Below are 25309 nucleotides of genomic sequence, written 5' to 3'. Positions count from 1 at the left end.
CGAACCTCGTGTGTCGCTCCATTTTCCTAGAGTGAAAGAAATAATCGTTATTTAATTAGCGATAATAATGCGACACTAGCTCAGTTGGTAGAGCGCAACCTTGCCAAGGTTGAGGTCACGAGTTCGAACCTCGTGTGTCGCTCCAATTTCTTCCTCATAATGGACACCAAAAGCGGTCCTCTCGTTAAGAGATAGCAAAGTTGAGAAACTTCGTCCCTTCGCCGCATGCTCTTTCCTAATGCTGAGAAGCATCACTCCCAAAAATTAAGTCATTCAGTTATTGCATTACTCATAAGTAACGCAATGCACTGAACTGTGTATCTAATTTCTACACACCTGAACAGCACTAGGCACCGGCCTTTGTTGCGATTCTGTCATAGTTAAATTAACAGACTTATCCACATTTTTATTTTGTGGATAACTTAGTTGATAAATTGTATTTGAAGGCTCTTAAGATGCGGGGCTTGAAAGATCTTTACACCGACATTGGCAATGATGAAGATTAAGATTTACGGTTAGGTTGTTGAAATATAAGGGGTTAAGTGTATTTTTGGCATTTGTTTCTTGACAGCAAAATGATCAGCAAGTGACGTTTTTTTGATCCTAGTCATATATTGAAACTGTGTTTAACCTGATTTCTCAACGACTAACCGCTAATGAAAATGTAGTTTTTCCACAAATGTAGATTTGAGATATTAGTCAAGAAAATTAATTTGATTTTTCTACAACCATTGATGGCTATGCGTCTCGGGGTAACCCTTTTTTTACGATACGGATGAGACGTTGGTTTTTAGTATGAAGGCTGGTATCTAGATTCACAGGTAGCTGCCCGAGCTGTTTCTGCAAGGCCCATTCGATGTGTGGATCTAGAAGGTCGGATTGTCCCTCTATCTGTTCTAGCTGCTCGATATAAGTTTGAGAGAAAGGCGCATTCCCCATCGCTATGATGATATTTCGTTGCCATTGCTCGTGACCGATTCTTCGAATGGCTGAGCCTTCCATATTTTTAAGAAAAGTAGCTTCATCCCAGGAAAGCAAAATGTCGAGATTGGTATCGGCAAAGCTATCGCGTCGTTGAAAGTCTTGTCGCTGACTAAGCTCAGCATGACGATTCCAAGGACAAACCAGTTGACAGTCATCGCATCCATAGATTCGGTTTCCCATTGCTTCACGAAACTCTAGTGGAATGACCCCTTTGTATTCGATGGTGAGGTAGGAAATACAGCGGCGAGCATCAATAACGCCGTTTTCCAAAATCGCACCAGTAGGGCAGGATGTTACGCATGCTCGACACTTTCCACATTCGTTATTTACCGGGTTATCCGTAGGAAGAGGCAAGTCGATAAATAGTTCACCTAGAAAGAACCAAGAGCCAGCTTCTTTATCCAGTAATAATGAGTGCTTGCCTATCCAGCCTAATCCGGCTTTTTCTGCTAGAGGACGTTCTAAAACGGGGGCTGAATCGACAAATGGACGATAACCAAGCTCTGAGACTTCTTGTTCTATTTTTTGACCAAGCTTTTTGAGTAGATTACGAATCAGTTTGTGGTAATCACGTCCAAGAGCATACCGACTGATATAACCAGAGTGCTTATCTTCTAAATTGGATGCAAAATTCGCGTCTTCTGGAAGGTAGTCCATTCTGACACTGATAATTCGACAGGTATTTGGATGCAGTTTATCTGGGTGAATTCTTAAATCTTGGTGCGTTTCCATCCAAGCCATATCACCATGATATCCAGCGGCCAACCAGCTTTTGAGAACCGTCTCTTGGTTTTGCAAATCGATATCACTAATACCGACCTTTTGAAAACCGAGCTCTTGTCCCCATTGTTTGATGTCACTAGCAAGCTTGTTTAAGTCCATCATGATTACTCAAATAGAAAAGGACGCGTATTCTATACTCAAAACCAATACTAACCCAAGTATGAGCGCCAAAAAGTCCTTAATCTACTTTAGAACAAACTTTCATCGACTATTTTGTGTATGCACAGTAGGGATAACGATAAAATAATGGTAAATTTTCTGATTACTTACATAAGATCACTTGTCTACGAAAAGCGACACAGTTTACTATTTCGACTCTCAAAGGCACCACTCAGAGAAAAATGTGATGAGCACTAAAAAATTTACCTTAGCAGATGAATCCGCAACGATTTTAATTGGAACTAAATTGGCCAATCTCTGTTCAAAACAGACAACGATTTATTTGCATGGTGATCTTGGCGCTGGGAAGACCACATTCAGTCGTGGCTTTATTCAGAGTCTTGGACATAAGGGTAATGTAAAAAGCCCGACTTATACCTTGGTAGAGCCCTATCAGCTTGATGGTTGGAACGTATATCACTTCGACCTATATCGCTTAGCGGATCCTGAAGAACTTGAGTTCATGGGCATTCGTGATTACTTCTCGGATGATGCTATCTGTTTAGTGGAATGGCCTGAAAAAGGCGTAGGCGTCTTACCTGATGCCGATATTGATATCGAGATTAAGTATGTTGGCGAGGCAAGAGAGATTGCCTTCACTGCAAATAGCGATTACGGAAGAGAATTAATAAGTCAGTTGGAGTTAAATTGATCAGTCGTTTTCTTAGCAGCATGGCTAAAGTCATGCTGCCAATCTTGTTGATATTTCCTACCGTTACTTTAGCCAATGCTTTAGAGGGTCTACGCGTTTGGCCGTCACCAGACGAAACGCGTGTTGTTATCGACCTTAAGTCTGAAGCGGACTACAGTTATTTCTCACTATCGGGCCCAAGCCGAATTGTAGTGGATCTTAAAAACACAACCTTGAACACCAAGTTACCAATGAACGTAACCGATAGCCCAGTGCTGAGCAAAATTCGTAAAAGCTCACCACCTAGCAAAGGGACCTATCGCTTGGTGTTCGAGTTAAAGAAGTCTTCAACGCCGCAAATCTTTAAACTGAATCCCACACCGGGTGGACAGTATGGACATCGCCTGGTTATCGACTTGCCTCACGGTAAAGCGAGCAGCCAGCCTAAAGCAACGGCACCAAGCAGTAAAACGGCAGTAAGTCGTGATGCTTCTCAGTTAAGAGGCACAGCAGATATTATCGTTGCAATTGATGCCGGCCATGGCGGTGAAGATCCGGGGTCGATTGGACCAACTAAGAAATACGAAAAACACGTGACCTTGAGCGTGTCGAAAAAACTGGCTGCACAGATCGATGCTATTCCAGGCATGAAGGCAGTATTGACTCGCCGTGGTGACTATTTTGTCAATCTTAATAAACGTTCTGAGATTGCACGTAAGAATAAAGCACACTTATTGGTTTCAATTCACGCCGATGCGTTTAGAACGCCACAACCTCGTGGTGCGTCAGTGTTTGTCCTGAATACTAGACGAGCGAACACCGAGATTGCGCGCTGGGTAGAGAATCACGAGCAGCAATCTGAATTATTGGGCGGTGCTGGTGAGGTGTTATCGAAGAACACCAACGATAGAAATGTCAGTCAAACACTCTTAGATTTGCAATTTAGTCACTCTCAAAAAGAGGGCTACAAAGTCGCAACTAAGATTTTAAAAGAGATGGGTAAAGTGGCGCATCTTCATAAGAAAGAGCCTGTTAATGCGAGCCTAGCGGTGTTGAAATCACCGGATATTCCTTCGGTTCTGGTTGAAACTGGCTTTATTTCCAACCCAACAGAAGAGCGCTTGCTGACGACTCGTAGTCACCAAGATAAATTGGCGCGTGCCTTAGCCAAAGCGATCGTCCAGTATTTTGAAGCGAATCCGCCGGAGGGGACTTTGTTTGCCAATCGCGGCCAGCAGAAAAAACATACCGTGAAGCGTGGTGAATCCTTATCTGTGATTGCTCAAAATTATGGGACGTCGGTCTCGGCTATTAAGAGTGCCAATAACCTGAAGAGTACTTCGCTGGCGGTAGGACAAACTTTGGTTATTCCTGGGAGCAGCGCACCAGTGAAGGTCAGCAGCAAGGTAAATACGGTTGAAACTAAAACGGTAACCCATACTGTGGCCAAAGGTGACTACTTGGGTAAGGTTGCCAACAAATACAAAGTCTCCGTTGCGGATATTAAACGTGAGAACAACCTCAAATCTGATGTATTGAAACTGGGGCAGAAACTCAAAATCACAGTCAGTTTAAAAGACCTACCTCTTCGTAAACACAAAGTGCAGCGAGGGGAGTTCTTAGGCAAGATTGCATCTAAGTATGGTGTGACCGTTCAAAGTATACGAGATGCGAACAAGCTACGTTCAGACTCATTGGCTGTAGGCCAAGTCTTGTTGATACCTAATAAGTAAACAAGAATGATGTAGCTCATTTTGGAGAAGATAAGTGACGATTAAGATACTCCCCGCTCGACTGGCTAACCAAATTGCCGCGGGTGAAGTGGTGGAACGACCAGCTTCGGTAGTAAAGGAGTTAGTCGAAAATAGTCTTGATTCTGGTGCGACTCGTATCGATATTGATATCGAAAAAGGTGGTGCCAAACTTATCCGTGTGCGTGATAACGGCAAAGGGATTGCTAAAGATGAGTTGCAACTGGCACTTAGTCGTCACGCGACGTCGAAGATTCATACCTTGGATGATCTTGAAGCCATTATGAGCCTAGGCTTTCGCGGTGAAGCATTAGCAAGTATAAGCTCTGTGGCTCGATTGACACTGACTTCTCGTCCAGCCACGCAAGAACAAGCTTGGAGTGCATATGCCGAAGGGCGTGACATGGCAGTGAAGCTTAAACCTGCTGCACATCCCATTGGTACTACACTTGAAGTCCTTGACCTGTTTTTCAACACACCAGCAAGACGCAAGTTTTTACGTACTGAGAAAACGGAATTCACTCATATTGATGAGCTATTAAAACGGATCGCCTTGAGCCGTTTTGACGTCTCGATCAACCTGAAGCACAACGGTAAGTTAGTAAGGCAGTACCGGGCTGCAAAGACCGATGCGCAAACAGAGAAGCGGATAGCAGCCGTGTGTGGGGCGCCATTTGTGCGCAATATGCTTAAGATTGAGTTGCAGCATAATGATTTGAAATTACATGGCTGGATTACCACCCCAGAAGGTGCTAGAGCTCAAAGTGATCTGCAATATTGCTATGTGAATGGTCGTATGATGAAAGACAAACTCATCAATCATGCGATTCGTCAAAGCTACGAAAACAGTCTAGCCCCAGAGCAGTTTGCTGCTTATATCTTGTTTATTGATATCGACCCTCATCAGGTGGATGTGAATGTGCATCCCGCAAAACATGAAGTTCGCTTCCATCAAGCTCGCCTGGTTCACGACTTTATCTACCAAGCTCTGAGCGATGCTTTGGTTCAGGCTAAGTCTATTGACGCTCAGCCAGCTTCTCCAGCAGCTTTTAGCTCATCGGCTAACAGTCAAAATGAAGCAAAAGTCACTGAACACACAGAGCCGGAGCAAACATCGAGAATTGATGTCGACGATGCTACGCTTAGCGCTGTAGAAAGCATACCTGCTTATCCCGGTAGAGCGGATTATCAAAAACGCGATAGTCAATCAGAGTATGCTGCGCAAAGTGCTTCGGTAGGTCATGAAATTGCAGAGTATTCTCCTAGCAGCGACTGGGTCTCTGAGCGAGATACGAAACCCTCTAGGAATAAGGATTCGGCTCGTGTCATAGAAAAAGCGCCAACGGCCGACGAAGTTCGAGTCTATCAGGAGTTGATGCAAACGCCCGATATTGAAACTAACGTTCATCAGCTGGCTGAACCTAAAATGCAAAAGCCAAACCAGATGGACGTGAATATTGAGCGAATCGGTAAGGCTATTGCCATTGTCGACCAATGTTATGTGTTGGTGAAGGCGGAGCCTATTTGCGCGGTAGTATCTTTGCGCCGGGCGGAGTTTTACAAATTGTTTGCTCAATTGAGCCCAAAAACAGGTGCGTTGACCATGCAACCACTGTTGGTGCCGCTCTCATTGAAAGTCAATGAAGAGCAATTAAAGGCGGTTGAGGATCATGAGCAGCTTATGTTGAACTTTGGTATCGACATTAAGGTACGCAATAAACAAACCGCAATGGTGATGGGGGTACCTTCACCATTAAGGCAGCAAAATTTGCAATTGTTAATTGATGAAATGCTGTCATACTTGGCAACCCTTGAGCAGCATGATCAAACCACCAGTCAGTTAAGCCTTTGGTTAGCGAAAAAAGTGCTGCAAGTGAAAAGTAGCTACACTTTATCTGAATCCGTTCAGTTGCTTGGCAACCTTGAACAGCTCTACGAAGGTCAGCTACCGTTAAGCGACCCTAAATTTGTTCGACCTGTCGATTTTACGGCCACAATTGCAGCATTTTCATCATGAATCAAAAATTACCACTCGTTTTGTTTTTAATGGGTCCAACCGCATCCGGTAAGACCGACTTAGCTATTCGTCTTCGTCAACAATACCCTGTGGAGATCATCAGTGTTGATTCAGCCCTAATATACAAGGGCATGGATATTGGTACCGCAAAGCCAGATGCTGATGAGCTTGCACTAGCTCCACATCGCTTAATCGATATTTTGGATCCAGCAGAGGCGTATTCTGCGGCGGATTTTAGACGCGATGCTTTGAACGAAATTGCCAAAATTCACGCTGAAGGCAAGATCCCGATGCTGGTTGGCGGCACAATGCTGTACTTTAAAGCGCTATTACAAGGCTTATCGCCGTTACCTGCAGCGAACCCGGAAATCCGTAAACAGATCGAGCAAGAAGCCACGGAAAAAGGGTGGCAAGCACTTCATAATGAACTTCGAGCTATAGATCCTGTCTCAGCAGAGAGGATACATCCAAATGATCCTCAGCGACTATCACGTGCGCTCGAAGTTTATCGTATCTCTGGTAAATCATTGACAGAATTGACTGAAACCAAAGGCGAGCCTTTACCATTTCGTGTTAAACAATTTGCGGTAGCGCCCAAAGATCGTGCTTTGTTACATAAACGAATTGAATTGCGCTTCGAGAAAATGATACAAGCAGGCTTTGAAGATGAAGTCAAAGCGTTATATGCTCGTGAAGATCTTCACCCGGATCTGCCGTCTATTCGTTGTGTCGGATATCGTCAGATGTGGGAATATTTGGACGGAGAGAGCACTTTAGATGACGCGATCTTTCGCGGGATCTGTGCGACTCGCCAATTGGCCAAGCGTCAAATCACCTGGTTAAGGAGTTGGGATGATTTGGTTTGGTTAGACAGCGAACATGTTGAGGATTCAATGAAAACTCTCACAGATGCCATAGCATCTGATGGCATTAACTGTGTATAATGTGGTCGCTTTTGCGTATTTGTACCCAAAAAGGAACTGAGTTTTGTTTTCAAAGGCAATAGTTGTTCTATGATTATAAAACTAAGGGGTATTTCATTGGTTTAGCTCAGATGCAAAGGCAGCACCTAACATTGCAGTGCACCAATAGCTAAATAATTAAAACTACAATATTAATATAAGGAAAATAAAAATGGCTAAGGGGCAATCTCTTCAAGACCCATTCCTAAATGCACTACGTCGCGAGCGTATTCCAGTATCAATCTACCTTGTAAACGGGATCAAGCTACAAGGTCAAATTGAGTCTTTCGATCAGTTTGTGATCCTTTTGAAAAACACCGTAAATCAAATGGTTTATAAGCATGCGATTTCTACGGTTGTTCCAGCTCGTGCGGTTAGCCATCACAGTGGTGAGCGTCCAGCTGGTGATCGTCAACAAGAGAAATCTGACGATTAATACCGAATTTAATAAAACAAGACAATTAAATAGGAGTTGGTAGCTTGTTTGACCGTTATGAATCGGGGGAGCAAGCTGTACTTGTTCATATCAACTTCACGCAGGAAGGTGAGTGGGAAGATCTTAGCGAATTTGAGATGCTCGTATCTTCTGCAGGCGTTAATGCGTTACAGGTAGTAACCGGAAGCCGGCAGTCCCCTCACCCGAAATACTATGTTGGAGAAGGTAAAGCTCAGGAGATTGCGCAGACTGTGCAGTTAACTGGTGCTGACATTGTGATTTTTAATCACGCGCTTTCTCCTGCCCAAGAGCGTAATTTAGAAAGTCTGTGTAAATGTCGAGTCTTGGATCGCACTGGTCTGATCCTCGACATTTTTGCTCAGCGAGCACGTACCCACGAAGGTAAGTTGCAAGTTGAACTAGCACAGTTGCGTCACATATCGACTCGATTGATTCGAGGTTGGACGCACCTTGAAAGGCAAAAAGGTGGTATTGGTTTACGTGGTCCCGGCGAAACTCAGTTAGAGACCGACCGTCGACTTCTGCGTGATCGAATTAAAGCGATTTTGCGTCGTCTAGAAAAAGTCGCAAAACAGCGTGAACAAGGCAGACGAGCCCGAAACAGAGCTGAAATCCCAACGATTTCCCTAGTAGGTTATACCAACGCGGGCAAATCAACACTGTTTAACCGTATTACTGAAGCAGGGGTGTATGCTGCTGACCAGTTATTCGCAACACTCGACCCCACTTTAAGAAAAATACAATTAGCGGACGTCGGTCCGGCTATCCTTGCGGATACGGTAGGATTTATCCGTCATCTACCGCATGATTTAGTCGCGGCATTTAAGGCAACACTGCAAGAAACGCAGGAAGCTGACATTTTGTTACATGTTGTCGATGCCAGTGATGACCGATTTCGTGAGAATATTCAAGCTGTTCATGACGTGCTAGAAGAGATAGATGCACATGAAGTGCCTTCTCTCGTTGTGATGAATAAAATAGATAATCTAGATGGCCAACGTCCACGTATAGAACGTAATGACGAAGGAATTCCGAGAGCCGTTTGGGTTTCTGCCATGGAAGGGCAAGGAATCGAACTGTTGTTCGAAGCGCTAACAGAGCGCTTAGCGAGCCAAATGGTTCAATATCAATTGCGAATTCCGCCGCAGTTTCAAGGGCGATTTCGTAGTACATTTTTCCAGATGAATTGTATTCAACGTGAAGAATACGACGAAGAAGGTAACTTGTTGATTGATATTCGGATGCAACAAGTAGATTGGTCTAGACTTGAAAAAAGAGAAGGGGCAGTTTTGAGTGACTTTATAGTTACTTAAAGGACTGCTACAGTATAACGTCATACTAAATGATGGAGCTTCCTAATGGCGTGGAATGAGCCTGGTAATAACAATGGAAACAACGGCCGCGATAAAGACCCATGGGGTAATAACAATCGTGGTGACCGGAACTCCGGTGGTCGTGATCAAGGACCGCCTGATTTAGATGAAGTCTTTAATAAGCTGAGTCAGAAAATCGGTGGTAAGTTTGGTAAACGTGGTGGTAATGGTGGCCCATCAATTGGCGGTGGTGGTAGTGCAATAGGCTTTGGTGTCATTGCATTGATCGCAGTCGCTATTTGGTTCTTTTCTGGCTTCTATACCATTAGTGAAGGTGAGCGAGGTGTCGTTCTCCGTCTCGGTAAATTCGATCGAATCGTCGACCCAGGTCTGAACTGGCGTCCTCGCTTTATCGACGAATACCAACCTGTTAACGTGCAAGCAATTCGCTCGCTTCGTGCATCAGGTACCATGCTGACAAAAGACGAAAACGTAGTTTCAGTTTCGATGGACGTACAGTACCGCGTCTCTGATCCATACAAGTATCTGTTTGTTGTCACTAACGCTGATGACAGCTTAAGCCAAGCAACTGACTCGGCACTACGTGCAGTAATCGGTGACTCACTGATGGATAGTATCCTGACCAGTGGTCGTCAACAGATTCGTCAAAGCACTCAAGAAACGCTGAATGAGATCATTGATAACTACGATATGGGTCTGTCCATCGTTGACGTCAACTTCCAGTCAGCTCGTCCACCAGAGCAAGTTAAAGATGCATTTGATGATGCGATCGCTGCTCGAGAGGATGAAGAGCGTTTCATTCGAGAAGCAGAAGCGTACAAAAACGAGATTATTCCTAAAGCGACAGGTCGCTCTGAGCGTTTGAAGAAAGAAGCTCAAGGTTATTCAGAGAGAATAACCAACGAAGCGCTAGGTCAAGTAGCTCAGTTTGAGAAACTACTCCCAGAATATCAAGCAGCACCTGAGGTTACTCGTAACCGTCTGTACCTAGATACGATGGAAGAAGTGTACTCAAATACATCTAAGGTTCTTATTGACTCTGAATCAAGTGGTAACCTGTTGTACTTGCCTATCGATAAGCTAGCAGGTCAAGAAGGTTCATCTAAGTCACGTAAACCGAAGGAAACATCGGCTTATGAACAGATTCAATTAGATCCGTCGGCCAGCGATACTTCTTCAAGCAACAATACGTCTCGCAATAACTCGACGCGTCAAGGGAGATACTAATAATGCGTAAATTGATGATACCAGTATTAGTCGTTGCCTTAGCATTGATGCTGATGTCTTTGTTTGTCATCCCTGAAGGTGAGCGTGGAATCGTGATTCGATTTGGTCGTGTTCTTACCGATGACAACCAAGTATCTCGCATCTACGAGCCTGGTTTGCATTTCAAGATGCCACTGTTCGATCGCGTGAAAACATTGGACGCACGTATCCAGACAATGGATGGTCGCGGTGACCGTTTCGTAACGTCAGAGAAAAAAGACGTCATCATCAACACTTATGTTAAGTGGAAGATTGAAGATTTCCGTCAATACTATCTGGCAACGGGTGGCGGTAATGCTCTTACTGCGCAAGCGCTTTTAGAACGTAAAGTTACCGATGTGCTTCGTTCTGAAATCGGTGCTCGTGAGATCAAACAGATTGTTTCTGGTCCTCGTAACAACGATGTACTTCCTGAAAGTGCAGACAGTGAAGAAGTCACCACTGAAGCGGCTAAGCAAGCTCTAGAGATCGATGGCGAACGCGATAAGATCATGAGCAACGTGCTTCGCGATACCCGTGAAAGCGCGATGAAAGATTTAGGTGTTCGTGTTGTTGACTTCCGTATGAAGAAAATCAACCTTCCTGATGAAATCAGTGAATCGATTTATCGTCGTATGCGTGCTGAGCGTGAGTCAGTAGCTCGTAAGCACCGTTCTCAAGGTCGTGAGAAAGCAGAAGTTATTCGTGCTCAAGCTGAGCTAGAAGTGGCAACACTATTGGCTGAAGCAGACAAAACAGCTCGTGTAACTCGAGGTGGTGCAGACGCAAAAGCAGCAGCTATCTACTCTTCGGCGTATAACAAAGACCCAGAGTTCTTTAGCTTCCTACGTTCACTATCGGCGTATAAGACGTCATTCTCGGACAAGAGCGATATCTTAGTTCTTGATCCTAAGAGTGAGTTCTTCCGTTACATGAACGATATGAACGGCGCTCCAGTTAAATAATCTTAAGCTATACCGTAATAGGGCTCCTCAAGGGAGCCCTATTTTTTGGGAGAAAAACAATGTCACAGTCGTTATGGATTGCCTTGGGTTTAGTGTTAGTTGTCGAAGGGCTAGGGCCCTTACTTGCCCCGCGAGGTTGGCGAAACATGGTTTCCCAATTAGCTCAGCAACCTGATGAGCATTTAAGAAGAATCGGCGGCTGTCTTGTTGTGGCAGGTGCTGTAATTACCTTCATGATGCTAAACTAGTCACAATATCGTTTTTTTATTAGCCAGCATCAGTCACTTACCACAAAGCGGGATTCTAATGCTTAAAAAATGACTGCAAATTTGTGATTTCGATGCTAGAATCCTTTTTTAACTAGCAATCAGATTTGGAAAGATGGGTAATAACGTAGTCGTTCTGGGCACCCAATGGGGTGACGAAGGTAAAGGTAAAATCGTAGACCTTTTAACTGAAGATGCAAAGTACGTGGTTCGCTACCAAGGCGGTCACAATGCAGGTCACACTCTAGTCATTAACGGTGAAAAAACCGTTCTTCATTTGATTCCATCAGGCATTCTTCGCGATAACATTAAGTGTGTTATTGGTAATGGTGTTGTTCTTTCACCAGAAGCACTTCTTAAAGAAATGAAGCCTCTAGAAGAGCGTGGTATTCCAGTTCGCGAGCGTCTTTTCGTTTCTGAAGCTTGTCCTCTAATTCTTCCTTACCACATTGCTATTGACCAAGCGCGTGAAATCGCTCGTGGTAATAAAGCAATTGGTACAACTGGTCGTGGTATCGGTCCAGCATACGAAGACAAAGTTGCACGTCGTGGTCTACGCGTTGGTGATCTTTTCGATAAAGAAGTCTTCGCTGAGAAGCTAAAAGAAGTCATGGAGTTCCATAACTTCCAACTAGAGCACTTCTACAAAGCAGACACAGTAAGCTATGACGAAGTTCTAGAACAATGCATGGGTTATGCAGACCTTCTAACTTCAATGGTTATTGATGTAACTGATGAACTTGATGCAGCGCGTAAGCGTGGTGACAAGATCATGTTCGAAGGTGCTCAAGGTACGCTTCTAGATATCGACCACGGTACATACCCTTATGTAACGTCTTCAAACACTACCGCTGGCGGCGTTGCTGCAGGTTCAGGTTTTGGTCCTCGTCATATCGGTTACATTCTAGGTATTACTAAAGCTTACTGTACTCGTGTTGGTTCTGGTCCATTCCCAACAGAGCTTTACGATGGCCTAGATAAGCAAGACCCAGTAGGTAAGCACCTTGGTGATGTTGGTCACGAGTTCGGTGCTACAACAGGTCGTCTACGTCGTACTGGTTGGTTTGATGCAGTAGCAATGCGTCGTGCAGTACAAATCAACTCTATCTCAGGTTTCTGTCTAACCAAACTAGACGTGCTTGACGGTCTAGAAGAGCTGAAAATCTGTACTGGTTACAAGATGAAAGATGGCTCTATCTTGGAAGTTTCTCCAATGGCTGCTGAAGCTTTTGAAGAAGCAACACCAATTTACGAAACTATGCCTGGTTGGTCTGAAACAACATTTGGTGCAACGTCTATCGAGCAACTTCCTCAAGCCGCTCTAGACTACATCAAGCGTATTGAAGAACTGACAGGCGTACCAGTAGATATTATCTCTACAGGTCCAGATCGTAACGAAACGATCATTAAGGTTCAGCCATTCGAGGCTTAATCGATTGAAAGTTCTAAAAAGCCAGCATTTACGCTGGCTTTTTTTATTGGTGATGAACATAGAGCAAATGTGATCTTGTGCCAAGGTTTTGACGTCTTTGAACTTCAGCTATTCAAAAGTGGCAATATATTGCCACTTTTCCCATTTTTTCTCTAAAGCGAGGCGAGTAACTGCCGATAAAAGTTAAACCATCCATAAGCGTTGGTTGGCTTTGGTACTTGCGTATGAGGAGTAGTTACACAGTGATTAAGCGACACAAACTAGCAGCACTTGTTTGCATGGCGCTACTTGGCTCTGTAAAAACACTTCACGCCAAAGAAGTGGGGGCTCCGATCCCTATCTATTCTGAAGATGAACTGATTGGTTTAATTGAAGAAAATCGACATCTAGCTCGAGTCAAAGCAGATAACTGTCAGCTGGTTGAAGATATTATGGCGCGCGCGACACGCATCAACTTACCTTCCTATGAATTTCTTTATGGCGATATGCTTGCTTGGGGTGTTTGTGTGCCCCAAGATGTAGAGTTGGGTCTGTACTACATGGAAAATGCAGCCCATCAAGGATTACCGGTAGCGCTTGAACAGCTAGGTCGCTATTACTCTCGTGGTACTTTTGTGCAGCAGGATAAAGAGCGAGCCATTCCCTATTTTAGAGAAGCGGCGTCAATGGGCAATATTGATGCGAGGATTCAACTTGCAGAATTGTTGCTTCGAGATTTTGGTAGCCCTCTAGACTACGAAGATGCATATCGTTGGCTCTACAACTCGGTGACTCCTGATAGTCGTAAGCATAAACGTATCTCTATGTTAAGACGTGGCTTAGAGCAACGTATGCCTGAAAACATTATTGCAAGGGCAAAGCGTCGAACGACGTTCTGGTAATCTTTCAGCAATACGAGAAATTCAAAGCATTTCTGTAGCTTATCTGCTCTGTCAGTTATAATCGACGTATCCCTCCTAAAATATAGGTCAGACTATGTCGAACAAGCCTAGCGATATCAAAGTAGACGACCCTTTTGCAGAAAGAGAGTCCCAAAACTACGACAACCCAATTCCAAGCCGAGAATTCATCACCGATTTCTTAGAAAGCGTCAATGTACCAATGAACAGAAATGATCTGTTTGAAGCATTAGGGCTTGAAGGCGAAGAGCATTATGAAGGGCTGCGTCGTCGTTTACGTGCTATGGAGCGTGATGGCCAGTTGGTCTTCACTCGACGCCAGTGTTATGCCTTACCAGATAAATTAGAAATGATTAAAGGCTATGTCATAGGTCATAAAGATGGACATGGCTGGGTGAGACCTGAAGGAAGCATGAATAAGGACAATGATGTTCTGCTTCCTCATCACCAAATGCGTACACTATTGCATGGCGATTTTGTATTAGTACAGCCATCTGGCACCGATAAACGTGGTCGAAAGGAAGGGCGACTCGTACGTGTGTTGGAAGAGCGCAAGACGCAAGTCGTAGGCCGATTTTTCCTAGAATATGGTTACGCCTATGTCGTTGCTGATGATTCTCGTATTAGCCAAGATATCCTAATCCCGAACGAACACCGAGGCGGCGCCCGAATGGGCAATGTTGTTGTGGTTGAAGTGACAGACCGTGGCAGCCGATCTCGTGGAATGATGGGGCAAGTAGTTGAAGTGCTTGGCGAGAACATGGCGCCTGGCATGGAAACCCAAATAGCAATTCGCACTCATCAAATTCCTCATGAGTGGCCAGCCGAAGTTGAAAAGCAAGTTCAGCAATTTGGCGAATTTGTACCTGAAGAGGCTAAAAAGGGCCGCGTCGATCTGCGCGAGTTGCCTCTTGTCACGATTGATGGTGAAGATGCTCGTGACTTTGATGACGCCGTCTACTGTGAACGTAAAAAAAGTGGTGGTTGGCGCTTATGGGTTGCGATCGCGGATGTCAGCTATTATGTTCGTCCGGATTCCCCTCTAGATAAAGAAGCCATCGTACGTGGTAACTCTGTTTATTTCCCATCTCAGGTGGTTCCTATGTTACCTGAGGTATTGTCGAACGGATTGTGTTCGCTTAACCCTCAAGTAGACCGTTTATGTATGGTGTGCGAAATGACCATTTCGGAAACGGGCAAACTTTCAGGTTATAAGCATTACGAAGCCGTGATGAACTCCCATGCTCGTCTGACCTATAACAAAGTGAGTGATATTTTAGAGGGTAACGAAGAGTTACGTGAACGCTATAGTGCGTTAGTGCCACACTTGCATGAGCTCCACAATATGTATCAAGTGCTGAAAGAAGCACGTGACTATCGTGGTGCAATTGAGTTCGAAACAGTAGAAACCAAGTTTATCTTCAATGCAGAGCGTAAAATTGACCGCATCGAACCTGTGATTCGCAATGATGCCCATAAGATCATCGAAGAATGTATGATATTGGCAAATATTGCTTCCGCTTCTCTGGTTGAGAAAGCCAAAGAGCCGGCCCTGTATCGTATTCACGAGACTCCGGGAGAGGAAAGGCTGCAAGGCTTTAGAGATTTCTTGGGAGAGCTTGGCTTAGATTTATCTGGTGGTTTAGACCCGTCACCAACGGATTACGCTGAGCTGATTCGAAAAATCCAGCAGCGCCAAGACAAAGAGTTGATCCAGACCATGCTATTACGCTCAATGAAGCAAGCGGTGTATAACGCAGATAATGCAGGTCACTTTGGGTTAGCGCTCAAACGCTATGCGCACTTTACTTCTCCAATTCGTCGTTATCCTGACTTGTTGTTGCATCGAGCGATTAAGTATCTAATTGCTAAGCAAGAAGGTCGCAACACCGATCGATGGACACCAACCGGTGGCTACCATTATTCCTTCGATGATATGGACTTCTATGGTGAGCAATGCTCGATGACAGAGCGCCGAGCAGATGATGCGACACGTGATGTGGCAGATTGGCTCAAGTGTGAGTACATGCAAGACCATGTTGGCGAAGTTCTTGATGGTGTTATTGCGAATGTCACCGGTTTTGGGTTCTTTGTACGTTTAACGGAATTGCACATTGATGGTTTGGTGCATATTTCCTCACTTGCTAATGACTACTATCAGTTTGATCCGATAGGTCAAAGACTTATCGGTGAAAGCTTTGGTGCGATTTATCGATTAGGTGATGCGGTAAAAGTAAAAGTGCTTGCGGTTAACCTCGATGAGAAGAAAATAGACTTTGAATTAGAGGAAACAAGTCGTAAGCTACGCGGCAAAGGAAAAACGGCTAAAAAACGTGTTGCTGAAGCTGAGAAGAAAAAAGCGAAGGCAAAACAACGTGTCGCAGAGGTAAGAGGTAAGCGAGGTGCAAAAGCTAAGCCTCTTGTCGAAGCAACGAAAAGGCCTGACGGACAAGAAGACGTATTGCCGCATAAGCGCAAAAAGTCCAAAGCCGAAAAAGCTCGCAAGAACAAAGCGCGCAGTAAAGCGGGTCGAGCGAAGAAAAAATAGAATTCAAGGTTAAACCATGAGTAATGAATTTATCTACGGCATTCATGCTGTGAAAGCTGTATTGGAAAGAGATCCAGTACGTTTTATAGAAGCGTACGTATTAAAGGGGCGTCAAGATGAGCGCTTGATGCCAGTGCTGAATGAATTGACTCAAATTGGTGTGTCGATTCAGCAAATGAACCGTAAGACGCTTGATGACAAAGCACGTGGTGCCAATCATCAGGGAATCATTGCGAAAGTAAAACCAGCTAAGCAGCTCAATGAGAATGATCTAGACAGTATTCTAAGCCAGCATGCTCAGCCACTATTGCTAATTCTTGATGGTGTGACTGACCCTCATAATTTGGGTGCTTGTTTACGTAATGCCGATGCGGCAGGTGTTGCTGCTGTTATTGTGCCGAAAGATCGCTCTGCGCCATTAACGGCCACTGTCAGTAAAGTGGCCTGTGGTGCCGCCGAGACCGTTCCTTTGGTTCGCGTAACTAACCTCGCTCGTACGATGCGATCATTGCAAGAGCAAGGAATCTGGATTGCAGGGACTGCTGGGGAAGCTACTCACGATATCTACCAAGCGAAACTTGATGGATCTTTAGCGATTGTTATGGGTGCGGAAGGTGACGGTATGCGCCGTTTAACTCGTGAGACGTGTGACGATCTGATTAAAATTCCAATGGCGGGCTCGGTATCAAGTTTGAACGTTTCGGTAGCATCGGGGATTTGTTTATTTGAAGCGGTACGCCAACGCGCGCTTTAGTGATTTAGCAGGACTTATAGGTAATCCAAAAGCCCCAGCATTACGCAGGGGCTTTCTTATATCTGGGGCAATCAGTAATGAGGAGGGGGCGTTTCTTCTGAAGGATCGGCAAGGTTGGACGTATCCATATTTTTCACTTTACCAACAACATACTTCATTTGATCTTGCATTTTACTGATCAGTAGTTGCTGTTGAGTTAAGGCGTCATTGAGCTCTTCGATGGTCTGCTCTTGGAATGCCATTTTGCATTCCATATCGTTAATTCTCTCTTCGAGAGCCTGAACTTCTTTATTACTCATAATCTCTACTCACTCAAATTCCAAGCCTGCACAACACCGGCAGAAGAGGCTGAGAGGACGCGTTGGTTGCTCTCAAAAGCGGCATCATACACTACTCCTCGAGGCGGACGAACATCTTTTAACATCTCAACTTCGAAGCCTTCTATTCGTTTACCAGATTGGGTGTCCCAGATGACCATTCTAGAAGAGGGAGAACCGGTGACTAAAAGAGCACCGTCATCGGAAAAGCGCGCAGAGGAGAAGATAAGCTGTCGAGTCCAGCTGCTTAGCTGACTGACCTCTTTGCCAGTTTTCAGATCCCAAATAATGGCATTATTTCCACTATCTGAAGTGAGTGCGTATAAACCATCGCGTTGTAGTTCCACTGTGCCGACCCGTTGCTCATGTTCAAATTGCTGTAATACTTGACCAGATTCGGTGCTCCAGAAGTAAGCATTATGGTCGTTGCCTCCTGATAGTGCGTATTTTCCATTAGGTGACAGTGAAACAGAATTCACTTTTTCTACGTGAGCGAGGAACTCTAGGCGTCTTCCAGTGACTAAATCGATGAATATGGCTTTACCATTACTGAGACCAATAAGCACCTCATCGCCATTATTGCCTAAGGCGATGTCTTGTATGAGTCCGTCAGAGATAGACCAAAGTCCGGTAGATTGAGACCAGGCTAAATCCCAGACGGCAAAGTTGGTTTGTGTGGCGGTGACAGCAAAACGGCCATTATCGCTAAAACGGATGAGGGAAATAATATTCTGCTCAGGATCTTGAATGCCCAAGCGAGCTAACAGTTTGTTTTGGTTGAGGTCCCATAGCTGAAGGTGCTGTTGTTTGGAGTAAAGCAAGGCGAATCTGGCATCGCGGCTTAACGCAATGGCACTGGTTCCCTCTAGCGCTAGGTCCCATTGTCTCTCTGAATCACTGGAGAAAAAGCAGCCATTTAACAGGCTGATGACAATTAACCACAGCACAGAATGAGATATTATTCGCATCATTAGCGTTATTCCACGTTGAGTCTTGAGTTTAAGCTAGTATATTTAAAGCTTGAGCTATGTAGAAATAGTTACTAGATTGAGATAGTTACGCATGCTGCGCTGAAAGACAAGTTTAATAAGTATGAGTAGGCGTTGAATTCCATAATCGGAGAATTAAATGAAATCACTATTTAAAGTGTCGCTACTTGCTGCGACAGTAATGTTGGCAGTCGGTTGTCAAAAAGAAGAACCAAAAGCAGAGCCAGCGGCGCAAGAGCAAGTTCAAGCGGAGACAGGCAAAGCGGTTCACTTTAAGACAGAAGATGATAAAGCAGCTTACGCAATCGGCGTTTCTTTCGCTAACTACCTAAGCACGAGCATTGAAAAACCGGCTGAGTTTGGCATCGAGCTGAAGAAAGAACTGGTTCTTAAAGGTATAGAACAAGCGTTTGCGGGTAAAGCTGAACTGACAGAAGATGAAATTCGTGCTGCACTGGAAGGTTTAGACAAGCGTGTTGCTGAAACTATGCAGAAGCAATCAGAAGAAAAAGCGGCGGCAGCTAAGAAAGCTGGCGACGATTTCCGTGCTGAATTCGAGAAACAAGATGGCGTGACCAAAACAGACTCTGGCTTACTGTACCAAGTAGAAACAGAAGGTACTGGTGCGCAACCAAAAGAGACTGACACAGTAGAAGTACACTACAAAGGTACTTTGATTGACGGCACTCAATTTGATAGCTCATACGATCGTGGTCAACCAGCGACATTCCCGCTTAACCGTGTTATTCCAGGTTGGACTGAAGGTGTTCAGCTAATGAAAGTGGGTTCTAAGTACAAGTTCGTTATCCCACCAGAGTTAGCTTATGGCGAGCAAGACACACCAACGATTCCTGCAAACTCTACATTGGTATTTGAAGTAGAGCTGCTAAAAATCGATGGCGATGACGCTCAAGCAACTCAATAATTAATACATTGAACGATAAAGACTCACTACGGTGGGTCTTTTTTTGTTTGATGAAAGCCACGGTAGATAAAAAACTGCACTTTTTTTGCCCTAAATCACTTGTTAGAGACATACTTAGAGGTCAGCTTCAAATTTTCTGATAAACTTACGGTAATTTTTTTAAGTTATCTCTAGGGTCAAAGTACAGTGACTGAAATTACCAATCCCGATGAGCTGCTTGAAATGGAGTCAGTCGATGTGGCGCCATTTAGCGAGCATGACAAAATCATCCTTAAGTCCTATGAGGCCGTGGTCGATGGATTAGCGAGTTTAATTGGTCCCTTTTGTGAAATCGTTTTGCACTCACTGGAGTCGTTAAATACTTCCGCGGTGAAAATTGCCAACGGTGAAAACACAGGGCGTCAAGTTGGCTCACCAATAACCGACCTAGCTCTTAAGATGCTCAAAGATATCGAAGGCTCTGAGCGTAACTTCTCTCGCTCATACTTCACTCGCGCTAAAGGCGGCGTGCTGATGAAGTCGATTACTATCGCGATTCGCAATGGTGATAATCGTGTCATTGGTTTGCTGTGTATTAACGTGAACTTAGATGCGCCATTCTCGCAAATCCTTCAATCTTTTATGCCGACACAAGATGCAAAAGATGCCGCATCTTCAGTGAACTTTGCCAGTGATGTAGAAGAGCTAGTAGACCAAACCGTAGAACGCACTATCGAAGACATCAATGCGGATAAATCGGTATCGAACAATACTAAGAACCGCCAGATTGTTATGGAGCTCTACGACAAAGGTATTTTTGATATTAAAGATGCGATAAATCGTGTCGCAGATCGTCTCAATATCTCAAAACACACCGTTTATCTCTATATCCGTCAGCGTAAGACTGAGGACGAATAACGTGTCTGCGTTAACCTATACATTAGTTATCAATGGATCGGTTTATGGGACTCAGTCTGCGCGTAACGCGTTGCTCTTTGCTAAGGCTCTTATTGCTAGAGGACATAAGCTAGTGAGTGTATTCTTTTATCAGGATGGGATTCACAATGCGTCGCGCCTTGTGGTACCTGCGAATGATGAGCTAGATTTGACAGCTGAGTGGCAGAGTTTGGCACAAGATTATGGTGTACGGTTAGAAACGTGCGTTGCCGCCTCTTTGCGACGTGGTGTCTTGGGTGTTGATGAAGCCTCACAACATACGCGCGATGTCGATAACTTAGCTCAAGGCTTTGAACTCGCTGGGTTGGGTAGCCTAGCCAGCGCTATGTTAACGCAAGACAGGGTGGTGCAGTTTTGACAACACTAGCATTTGTATTTAACTCATTACCACATTCAACAGCAAAAGGGCGTGAAGGACTAGACGCGCTGTTAGCGACATCGGCGTTTACTGAAGACATCAAAGTATTCTTTGTTGGCGCAGGTGTTAATCAGCTCAGACAAAACCAACACAGTGCCGACGTGTTATCACGTGACTACATCAGCGCATTTAAGCTGATGGATCTGTATGACATTGAAGACGTCTTTGTCTGCGAGCAGAGTATGCTGCAATATCAGCTAGACTCCGAGCAACTGGTTATTGATGCACAAGTAGTTGAAACGGGTGAAATTGCCAAACAGTTGAGTCTTTGTCATAAAGTATTAACGTTCTAGGTCTCCCTTTATGCTTCATATCATCAAAACCGAAATTGGCTACCAACAAGCACTTCGCTATTTATCGCAAGATGACCAAGTAATATTGGTCGAAAATGCGTGTTATTTAATCACTGACAAAAACTTAACGTTACCTTCGGCATGTTTCGTGTTGCAACCGGATCTTAGTGCTAGAGGGTTGATGCCTCTAGTATCAGAATCAACTCAAGTTGTGGATTTTAATGGGTTTGTTGAACTCACCGAACGACATGTTAATAGTACTACTTGGGAGTAGTCGTTTCATATCGCTTGCTGTAAACATGAAAACCCGGCAGTTAATCTAAAAAAGATCTGTATATTTCTTGACACACCTCCCACTGCTGCATAGAATTTTGCGTCCCTAATTGCCATTGGCGGTTAGGGCTAGATTTTTCACAAAGCTTACTTTCAAGTAAATCAGGAGCTAGTTAATGGCAACTATTAACCAGTTGGTACGTAAGCCTCGTGCAAAGCAAGTTGTTAAAAGCAACGTGCCTGCACTAGAAGCGTGCCCACAAAAACGTGGTGTATGTACTCGTGTTTACACTACTACACCTAAAAAACCTAACTCAGCACTTCGTAAAGTATGTCGTGTTCGTCTAACGAACGGCTTCGAAGTGACTTCGTACATCGGCGGTGAAGGTCACAACCTTCAAGAGCACAGTGTTGTTCTAATCCGTGGTGGTCGTGTTAAAGACCTTCCGGGTGTACGTTACCACACTGTTCGCGGCGCACTAGACTGTGCTGGCGTAAATGACCGTAAACAAGGTCGTTCTAAGTACGGTGTGAAGCGTCCTAAGTCTTAATGGATTCCGTTAAGTAAGGCCAAACACTAAATTATTTTTAATTTTTGAAGAAACTGTAAAGTTTTGGATAACCTGAAGAAGACAACGGAGAATATCCATGCCACGTCGTCGCGTAATTGGTCAGCGTAAGATCCTTCCAGATCCTAAGTTCAAATCTGAATTGCTGGCAAAGTTCGTTAACATCCTTATGGTTGACGGAAAGAAATCTACTGCAGAGAAAATTGTTTACACTGCACTAGAAGCTATGGCTGAGAAGTCTGGTAAAGACCACTTAGCTGTATTTGAAGAAGCTCTTGAAAATGTTCGCCCAGCGGTAGAAGTTAAATCTCGCCGTGTAGGTGGTTCAACTTACCAAGTACCTGTAGAAGTTCGTCCGGTTCGCCGTAACGCACTTGCTATGCGTTGGTTGGTTGAAGCTGCGCGTAAGCGTGGTGAAAAATCTATGGCTCAACGCCTAGCTGCTGAAATGCTAGACGCGTCTGAGAACAAAGGTACTGCGGTTAAGAAACGTGAAGACGTTCACCGCATGGCTGACGCTAACAAAGCGTTTGCTCATTACCGCTGGTAATACCTTTTCAGTGCTGCGAGGTTCTCTCGCAGCACTTTTCTATACTCTAAGGTTAACCTTAGTAAGAGGATACAATCGTGGCTCGTAAAACTCCTATTGAGCGCTATCGTAATATCGGTATCGTTGCTCACGTAGATGCAGGTAAAACAACCACAAGTGAGCGTATTCTGTTCTACACTGGCCTTTCTCACAAAATCGGCGAAGTTCACGATGGTGCTGCAACCATGGACTGGATGGAGCAGGAGCAAGAGCGTGGTATCACTATCACATCTGCTGCGACTACTACCTTCTGGCGTGGTATGGAAGCACAATTCCAAGATCATCGCGTAAACATCATTGATACCCCTGGACACGTTGACTTTACTATCGAAGTAGAGCGTTCTTTGCGTGTGCTTGATGGTGCAGTGGTTGTATTCTGTGGCTCATCAGGTGTTGAACCTCAGTCTGAAACTGTATGGCGTCAAGCTGATAAATATCACGTTCCACGTATGGTATTTGTGAACAAGATGGACCGTGCAGGCGCAGACTTCCTACGCGTTGTGGACCAAATTAAAAATCGTCTTGGTGCGAACCCAGTTCCAATCCAATTAAACATTGGTGCAGAAGATGAGTTCAAAGGTGTCATCGACCTTATCAAGATGAAAGCAATCAACTGGAACGATGCCGATCAAGGCATGACCTTCACTTATGAAGAGATTCCAGCAGAACTGCAAGATGAAGCTGAAGAGTGGCGCAACAACATGGTTGAAGCCGCTGCAGAAGCAAGCGAAGAGTTGATGGATAAATACCTTGAAGAAGGCGAACTAACGGAAGCTGAAATCAAGGCGGGTCTGCGTACTCGTACACTAAATAACGAAATTGTACTCGCAACATGTGGTAGTGCATTTAAGAACAAAGGTGTGCAAGCGGTACTAGACGCGGTTATCGAATATCTTCCTTCTCCAGTAGACGTACCTGCGATTAAAGGTATCGACGATGATGAGAACGAAGTAGAGCGTCACGCGGACGACAACGAACCATTCGCTGCACTTGCATTTAAGATTGCAACCGACCCGTTTGTAGGCACTCTAGCGTTTATGCGCGTTTACTCAGGTGTCGTAAACTCGGGTGATGCCGTTTATAACTCAGTGAAGCAAAAGCGTGAACGCTTTGGCCGTATCGTTCAAATGCACTCAAATAAGCGCGAAGAAGTAAAAGAAGTTCGTGCGGGTGACATTGCAGCAGCGATTGGTCTGAAGGACGTAACAACAGGTGATACCCTGTGTGACCAGAACCACAAAGTGATTCTTGAGCGCATGGAATTCCCTGAGCCAGTTATTCAGATCGCGGTAGAGCCTCGCTCTCAAGCTGACCAAGAGAAAATGGGTATTGCGCTAGGTAAACTGGCAGCAGAAGACCCGTCGTTCCGTGTGGAAACCGATGACGAAACTGGCCAAACGCTAATTTCAGGTATGGGTGAGCTTCACCTAGATATCATCGTTGACCGTATGAAGCGCGAATTCAGTGTTGATTGCAACGTGGGTAAACCTCAAGTTGCGTACCGCGAAACGATTCGCGGCAGCACAGAAGTTGAAGGCAAATTTGTTCGCCAATCAGGTGGTCGTGGTCAATATGGTCACGTATGGCTTAAGCTTGAGCCATCTGAAGCGGGTGAAGGGTTTGTGTTCGTTGACGAGATCGTGGGTGGTGTGGTTCCTAAGGAATACATCAGCTCGGTATCGAAAGGTATCGAAGAGCAGATGAACAACGGTGTTCTTGCTGGCTATCCTGTACTGGATGTCAAAGCAACACTGTATGATGGCTCTTACCATGATGTCGACTCTAGCGAGATGGCGTTTAAGATCGCCGGCTCGATGGCCTTCAGAAAAGGTGCGCTTGAAGCACAACCTGTTCTGCTTGAGCCAATGATGAAGGTTGAAGTAACGACTCCAGAAGATTGGATGGGTGATGTTGTTGGTGACCTTAACCGTCGCCGCGGCATGATCGAAGGTATGGATGACGGCCACGCTGGCCTTAAGATCATCCGTGCACAAGTACCGCTCTCTGAGATGTTTGGTTACGCAACTGACTTGCGTAGTGCGACCCAAGGTCGTGCGTCATATTCGATGGAATTTAGCGAATACGCTGAGACTCCGAAGAATGTGGCGGATGCGATTATTGCACAGCGCAGCTAATCAGCTATTGTTTAGTAATGAATCTGTTGCGTTGAGTAAAATTGACGCATAAAATAGCAAATTCTGACGCGCCCCGACAAAATTCGTTCTCGGGGCGAATCATAACTAGGAAGGAACACGATCGTGTCTAAAGAAAAATTTGAACGTACTAAACCGCACGTTAACGTTGGTACTATCGGCCACGTTGACCACGGTAAAACAACTCTAACTGCTGCAATCTGTACTACTCTAGCTAAAGTGTACGGCGGTGAAGCGAAAGACTTCGCATCTATCGATAACGCTCCAGAAGAGCGTGAGCGCGGTATCACAATCGCAACTTCTCACGTTGAGTACGACACTCCAACTCGTCACTACGCACACGTAGACTGCCCAGGACACGCGGATTATGTTAAAAACATGATCACTGGTGCTGCGCAAATGGACGGTGGTATCCTAGTTGTTGCTGCAACTGACGGCCCAATGCCTCAGACTCGTGAGCACATCCTACTAGGCCGTCAGGTTGGTATCCCTTACATCATCGTATTCATGAACAAGTGTGACATGGTTGATGATGAAGAGCTTCTAGAGCTAGTTGAAATGGAAGTTCGTGAACTTCTATCTGAGTACGATTTCCCAGGTGATGACCTACCAGTTATCCAAGGTTCTGCACTAGGCGCACTAAACGGCGAAGAGCAGTGG

General features: G+C 44.8%; 25 protein-coding genes and 1 tRNA gene. 23 read left to right on the top strand and 3 right to left on the bottom strand.

Features of this window, described 5'->3' with window-relative positions; genetic code table 11:
- Positions 1-69: 69 nt before the first annotated feature.
- Positions 70-145 (top strand) — tRNA-Gly (locus tag HW45_RS02840).
- A 593-nt stretch (positions 146-738) separates the two neighbouring features.
- Here HW45_RS02840 and queG read toward each other — a convergent pair.
- The gene (queG, locus tag HW45_RS02835; RefSeq protein WP_038224567.1) at positions 739-1866 is read right to left on the bottom strand and encodes a tRNA epoxyqueuosine(34) reductase QueG; all 1128 of its coding nucleotides are present in this window, start codon (positions 1864-1866) and stop codon (positions 739-741) included.
- Positions 1867-2113: 247 nt separating this feature from the next.
- Here queG and tsaE point away from each other — a divergent pair, with 247 nt between their 5' ends.
- The 13 genes from tsaE (at position 2114) to rlmB (ending at position 17187) form a co-directional block, all read left to right on the top strand.
- Positions 2114-2578, top strand: a complete 465-nt coding sequence (tsaE, locus tag HW45_RS02830; RefSeq protein ID WP_038224563.1) for a tRNA (adenosine(37)-N6)-threonylcarbamoyltransferase complex ATPase subunit type 1 TsaE — start codon at positions 2114-2116, stop codon at positions 2576-2578.
- A 20-nt stretch (positions 2579-2598) separates the two neighbouring features.
- The gene (locus HW45_RS02825) at positions 2599-4290 is read left to right on the top strand and encodes a LysM peptidoglycan-binding domain-containing protein (RefSeq protein WP_038224562.1); all 1692 of its coding nucleotides are present in this window, start codon (positions 2599-2601) and stop codon (positions 4288-4290) included.
- Positions 4291-4324: 34 nt separating this feature from the next.
- Positions 4325-6325, top strand: a complete 2001-nt coding sequence (gene mutL, locus HW45_RS02820) for a DNA mismatch repair endonuclease MutL (RefSeq protein ID WP_038224560.1) — start codon at positions 4325-4327, stop codon at positions 6323-6325.
- Positions 6322-7269: a tRNA (adenosine(37)-N6)-dimethylallyltransferase MiaA gene (gene miaA / locus HW45_RS02815; RefSeq protein ID WP_038224558.1), complete on the top strand. Its 948-nt coding sequence runs from the start codon at positions 6322-6324 to the stop codon at positions 7267-7269. Before mutL ends, miaA begins: the two co-directional genes overlap by 4 nt.
- A 190-nt stretch (positions 7270-7459) precedes the next feature.
- Positions 7460-7723, top strand: a complete 264-nt coding sequence (gene hfq / locus HW45_RS02810; protein ID WP_006075248.1) for an RNA chaperone Hfq — start codon at positions 7460-7462, stop codon at positions 7721-7723.
- A gap of 44 nt (positions 7724-7767) precedes the next feature.
- Positions 7768-9057 carry a ribosome rescue GTPase HflX gene (gene hflX, locus HW45_RS02805; protein WP_006075247.1) on the top strand — a complete coding sequence of 430 codons (1290 nt, stop codon included), beginning with the start codon at positions 7768-7770 and terminating at the stop codon, positions 9055-9057.
- A gap of 45 nt (positions 9058-9102) precedes the next feature.
- Positions 9103-10305 (top strand): FtsH protease activity modulator HflK, encoded by a 1203-nt coding sequence (gene hflK, locus HW45_RS02800; protein ID WP_038224556.1) that lies wholly within the window; start codon positions 9103-9105, stop codon positions 10303-10305.
- A gap of 2 nt (positions 10306-10307) precedes the next feature.
- Positions 10308-11288: a protease modulator HflC gene (hflC, locus tag HW45_RS02795; RefSeq protein ID WP_006075245.1), complete on the top strand. Its 981-nt coding sequence runs from the start codon at positions 10308-10310 to the stop codon at positions 11286-11288.
- Between the two features lie 59 nt (positions 11289-11347).
- Positions 11348-11536 carry a DUF2065 domain-containing protein gene (locus HW45_RS02790; RefSeq protein ID WP_006075244.1) on the top strand — a complete coding sequence of 63 codons (189 nt, stop codon included), beginning with the start codon at positions 11348-11350 and terminating at the stop codon, positions 11534-11536.
- A 133-nt stretch (positions 11537-11669) separates the two neighbouring features.
- Positions 11670-12986, top strand: a complete 1317-nt coding sequence (locus HW45_RS02785; protein WP_006075243.1) for an adenylosuccinate synthase — start codon at positions 11670-11672, stop codon at positions 12984-12986.
- 224 nt (positions 12987-13210) lie between these two features.
- Positions 13211-13867: a flagellar protein MotX gene (gene motX, locus HW45_RS02780; protein WP_216613809.1), complete on the top strand. Its 657-nt coding sequence runs from the start codon at positions 13211-13213 to the stop codon at positions 13865-13867.
- 94 nt (positions 13868-13961) lie between these two features.
- Positions 13962-16433, top strand: a complete 2472-nt coding sequence (gene rnr, locus HW45_RS02775) for a ribonuclease R (protein ID WP_038224554.1) — start codon at positions 13962-13964, stop codon at positions 16431-16433.
- 16 nt (positions 16434-16449) lie between these two features.
- Positions 16450-17187 (top strand): 23S rRNA (guanosine(2251)-2'-O)-methyltransferase RlmB, encoded by a 738-nt coding sequence (gene rlmB / locus HW45_RS02770; RefSeq protein ID WP_038224552.1) that lies wholly within the window; start codon positions 16450-16452, stop codon positions 17185-17187.
- Between the two features lie 71 nt (positions 17188-17258).
- Here the strand turns inward: rlmB and HW45_RS02765 are convergent, their stop codons facing one another.
- Both HW45_RS02765 and HW45_RS02760 read right to left on the bottom strand, forming a co-directional pair.
- Entirely contained in the window at positions 17259-17486 is a 228-nt protein-coding gene (locus HW45_RS02765) for a SlyX family protein (protein ID WP_006075239.1), read from the bottom strand.
- Between the two features lie 5 nt (positions 17487-17491).
- The gene (locus HW45_RS02760; protein ID WP_038224565.1) at positions 17492-18472 is read right to left on the bottom strand and encodes a WD40 repeat domain-containing protein; all 981 of its coding nucleotides are present in this window, start codon (positions 18470-18472) and stop codon (positions 17492-17494) included.
- Between the two features lie 160 nt (positions 18473-18632).
- Between HW45_RS02760 and fkpA the strand changes: the two genes are divergently transcribed.
- From fkpA to HW45_RS02715, 9 genes are all read left to right on the top strand, one after another.
- Positions 18633-19418 carry an FKBP-type peptidyl-prolyl cis-trans isomerase gene (gene fkpA / locus HW45_RS02755; RefSeq protein ID WP_038224550.1) on the top strand — a complete coding sequence of 262 codons (786 nt, stop codon included), beginning with the start codon at positions 18633-18635 and terminating at the stop codon, positions 19416-19418.
- Positions 19419-19640: 222 nt separating this feature from the next.
- Positions 19641-20315: a helix-turn-helix transcriptional regulator gene (locus HW45_RS02750; RefSeq protein WP_051647237.1), complete on the top strand. Its 675-nt coding sequence runs from the start codon at positions 19641-19643 to the stop codon at positions 20313-20315.
- 1 nt (position 20316) lies between these two features.
- The gene (gene tusD, locus HW45_RS02745; RefSeq protein ID WP_038224549.1) at positions 20317-20712 is read left to right on the top strand and encodes a sulfurtransferase complex subunit TusD; all 396 of its coding nucleotides are present in this window, start codon (positions 20317-20319) and stop codon (positions 20710-20712) included.
- Positions 20709-21065 (top strand): sulfurtransferase complex subunit TusC, encoded by a 357-nt coding sequence (gene tusC / locus HW45_RS02740; RefSeq protein ID WP_038224548.1) that lies wholly within the window; start codon positions 20709-20711, stop codon positions 21063-21065. The genes tusD and tusC overlap by 4 nt, the downstream gene beginning before the upstream one ends.
- Positions 21066-21075: 10 nt before the next feature.
- The gene (gene tusB / locus HW45_RS02735) at positions 21076-21339 is read left to right on the top strand and encodes a sulfurtransferase complex subunit TusB (protein WP_038224546.1); all 264 of its coding nucleotides are present in this window, start codon (positions 21076-21078) and stop codon (positions 21337-21339) included.
- Between the two features lie 175 nt (positions 21340-21514).
- Complete coding sequence (rpsL, locus tag HW45_RS02730) at positions 21515-21889, top strand: 30S ribosomal protein S12 (protein ID WP_004399892.1); 375 nt, start codon at positions 21515-21517, stop codon at positions 21887-21889.
- A 97-nt stretch (positions 21890-21986) separates the two neighbouring features.
- Complete coding sequence (gene rpsG, locus HW45_RS02725; RefSeq protein WP_031493416.1) at positions 21987-22457, top strand: 30S ribosomal protein S7; 471 nt, start codon at positions 21987-21989, stop codon at positions 22455-22457.
- Between the two features lie 77 nt (positions 22458-22534).
- Positions 22535-24631, top strand: a complete 2097-nt coding sequence (gene fusA / locus HW45_RS02720) for an elongation factor G (RefSeq protein WP_038224544.1) — start codon at positions 22535-22537, stop codon at positions 24629-24631.
- A gap of 123 nt (positions 24632-24754) precedes the next feature.
- A partial coding sequence (locus HW45_RS02715) for a GTP-binding protein (RefSeq protein ID WP_038224543.1) occupies positions 24755-25309 on the top strand: 555 nt, incomplete at its 3' end.

Origin of the sequence: Vibrio sp. ER1A (assembly GCF_000733315.1) — a bacterium.
In the GTDB taxonomy this organism is placed as follows: Bacteria; Pseudomonadota; Gammaproteobacteria; order Enterobacterales; family Vibrionaceae; genus Vibrio; species Vibrio mediterranei.
This window is presented reverse-complemented; position numbering and strand designations above follow the sequence as displayed.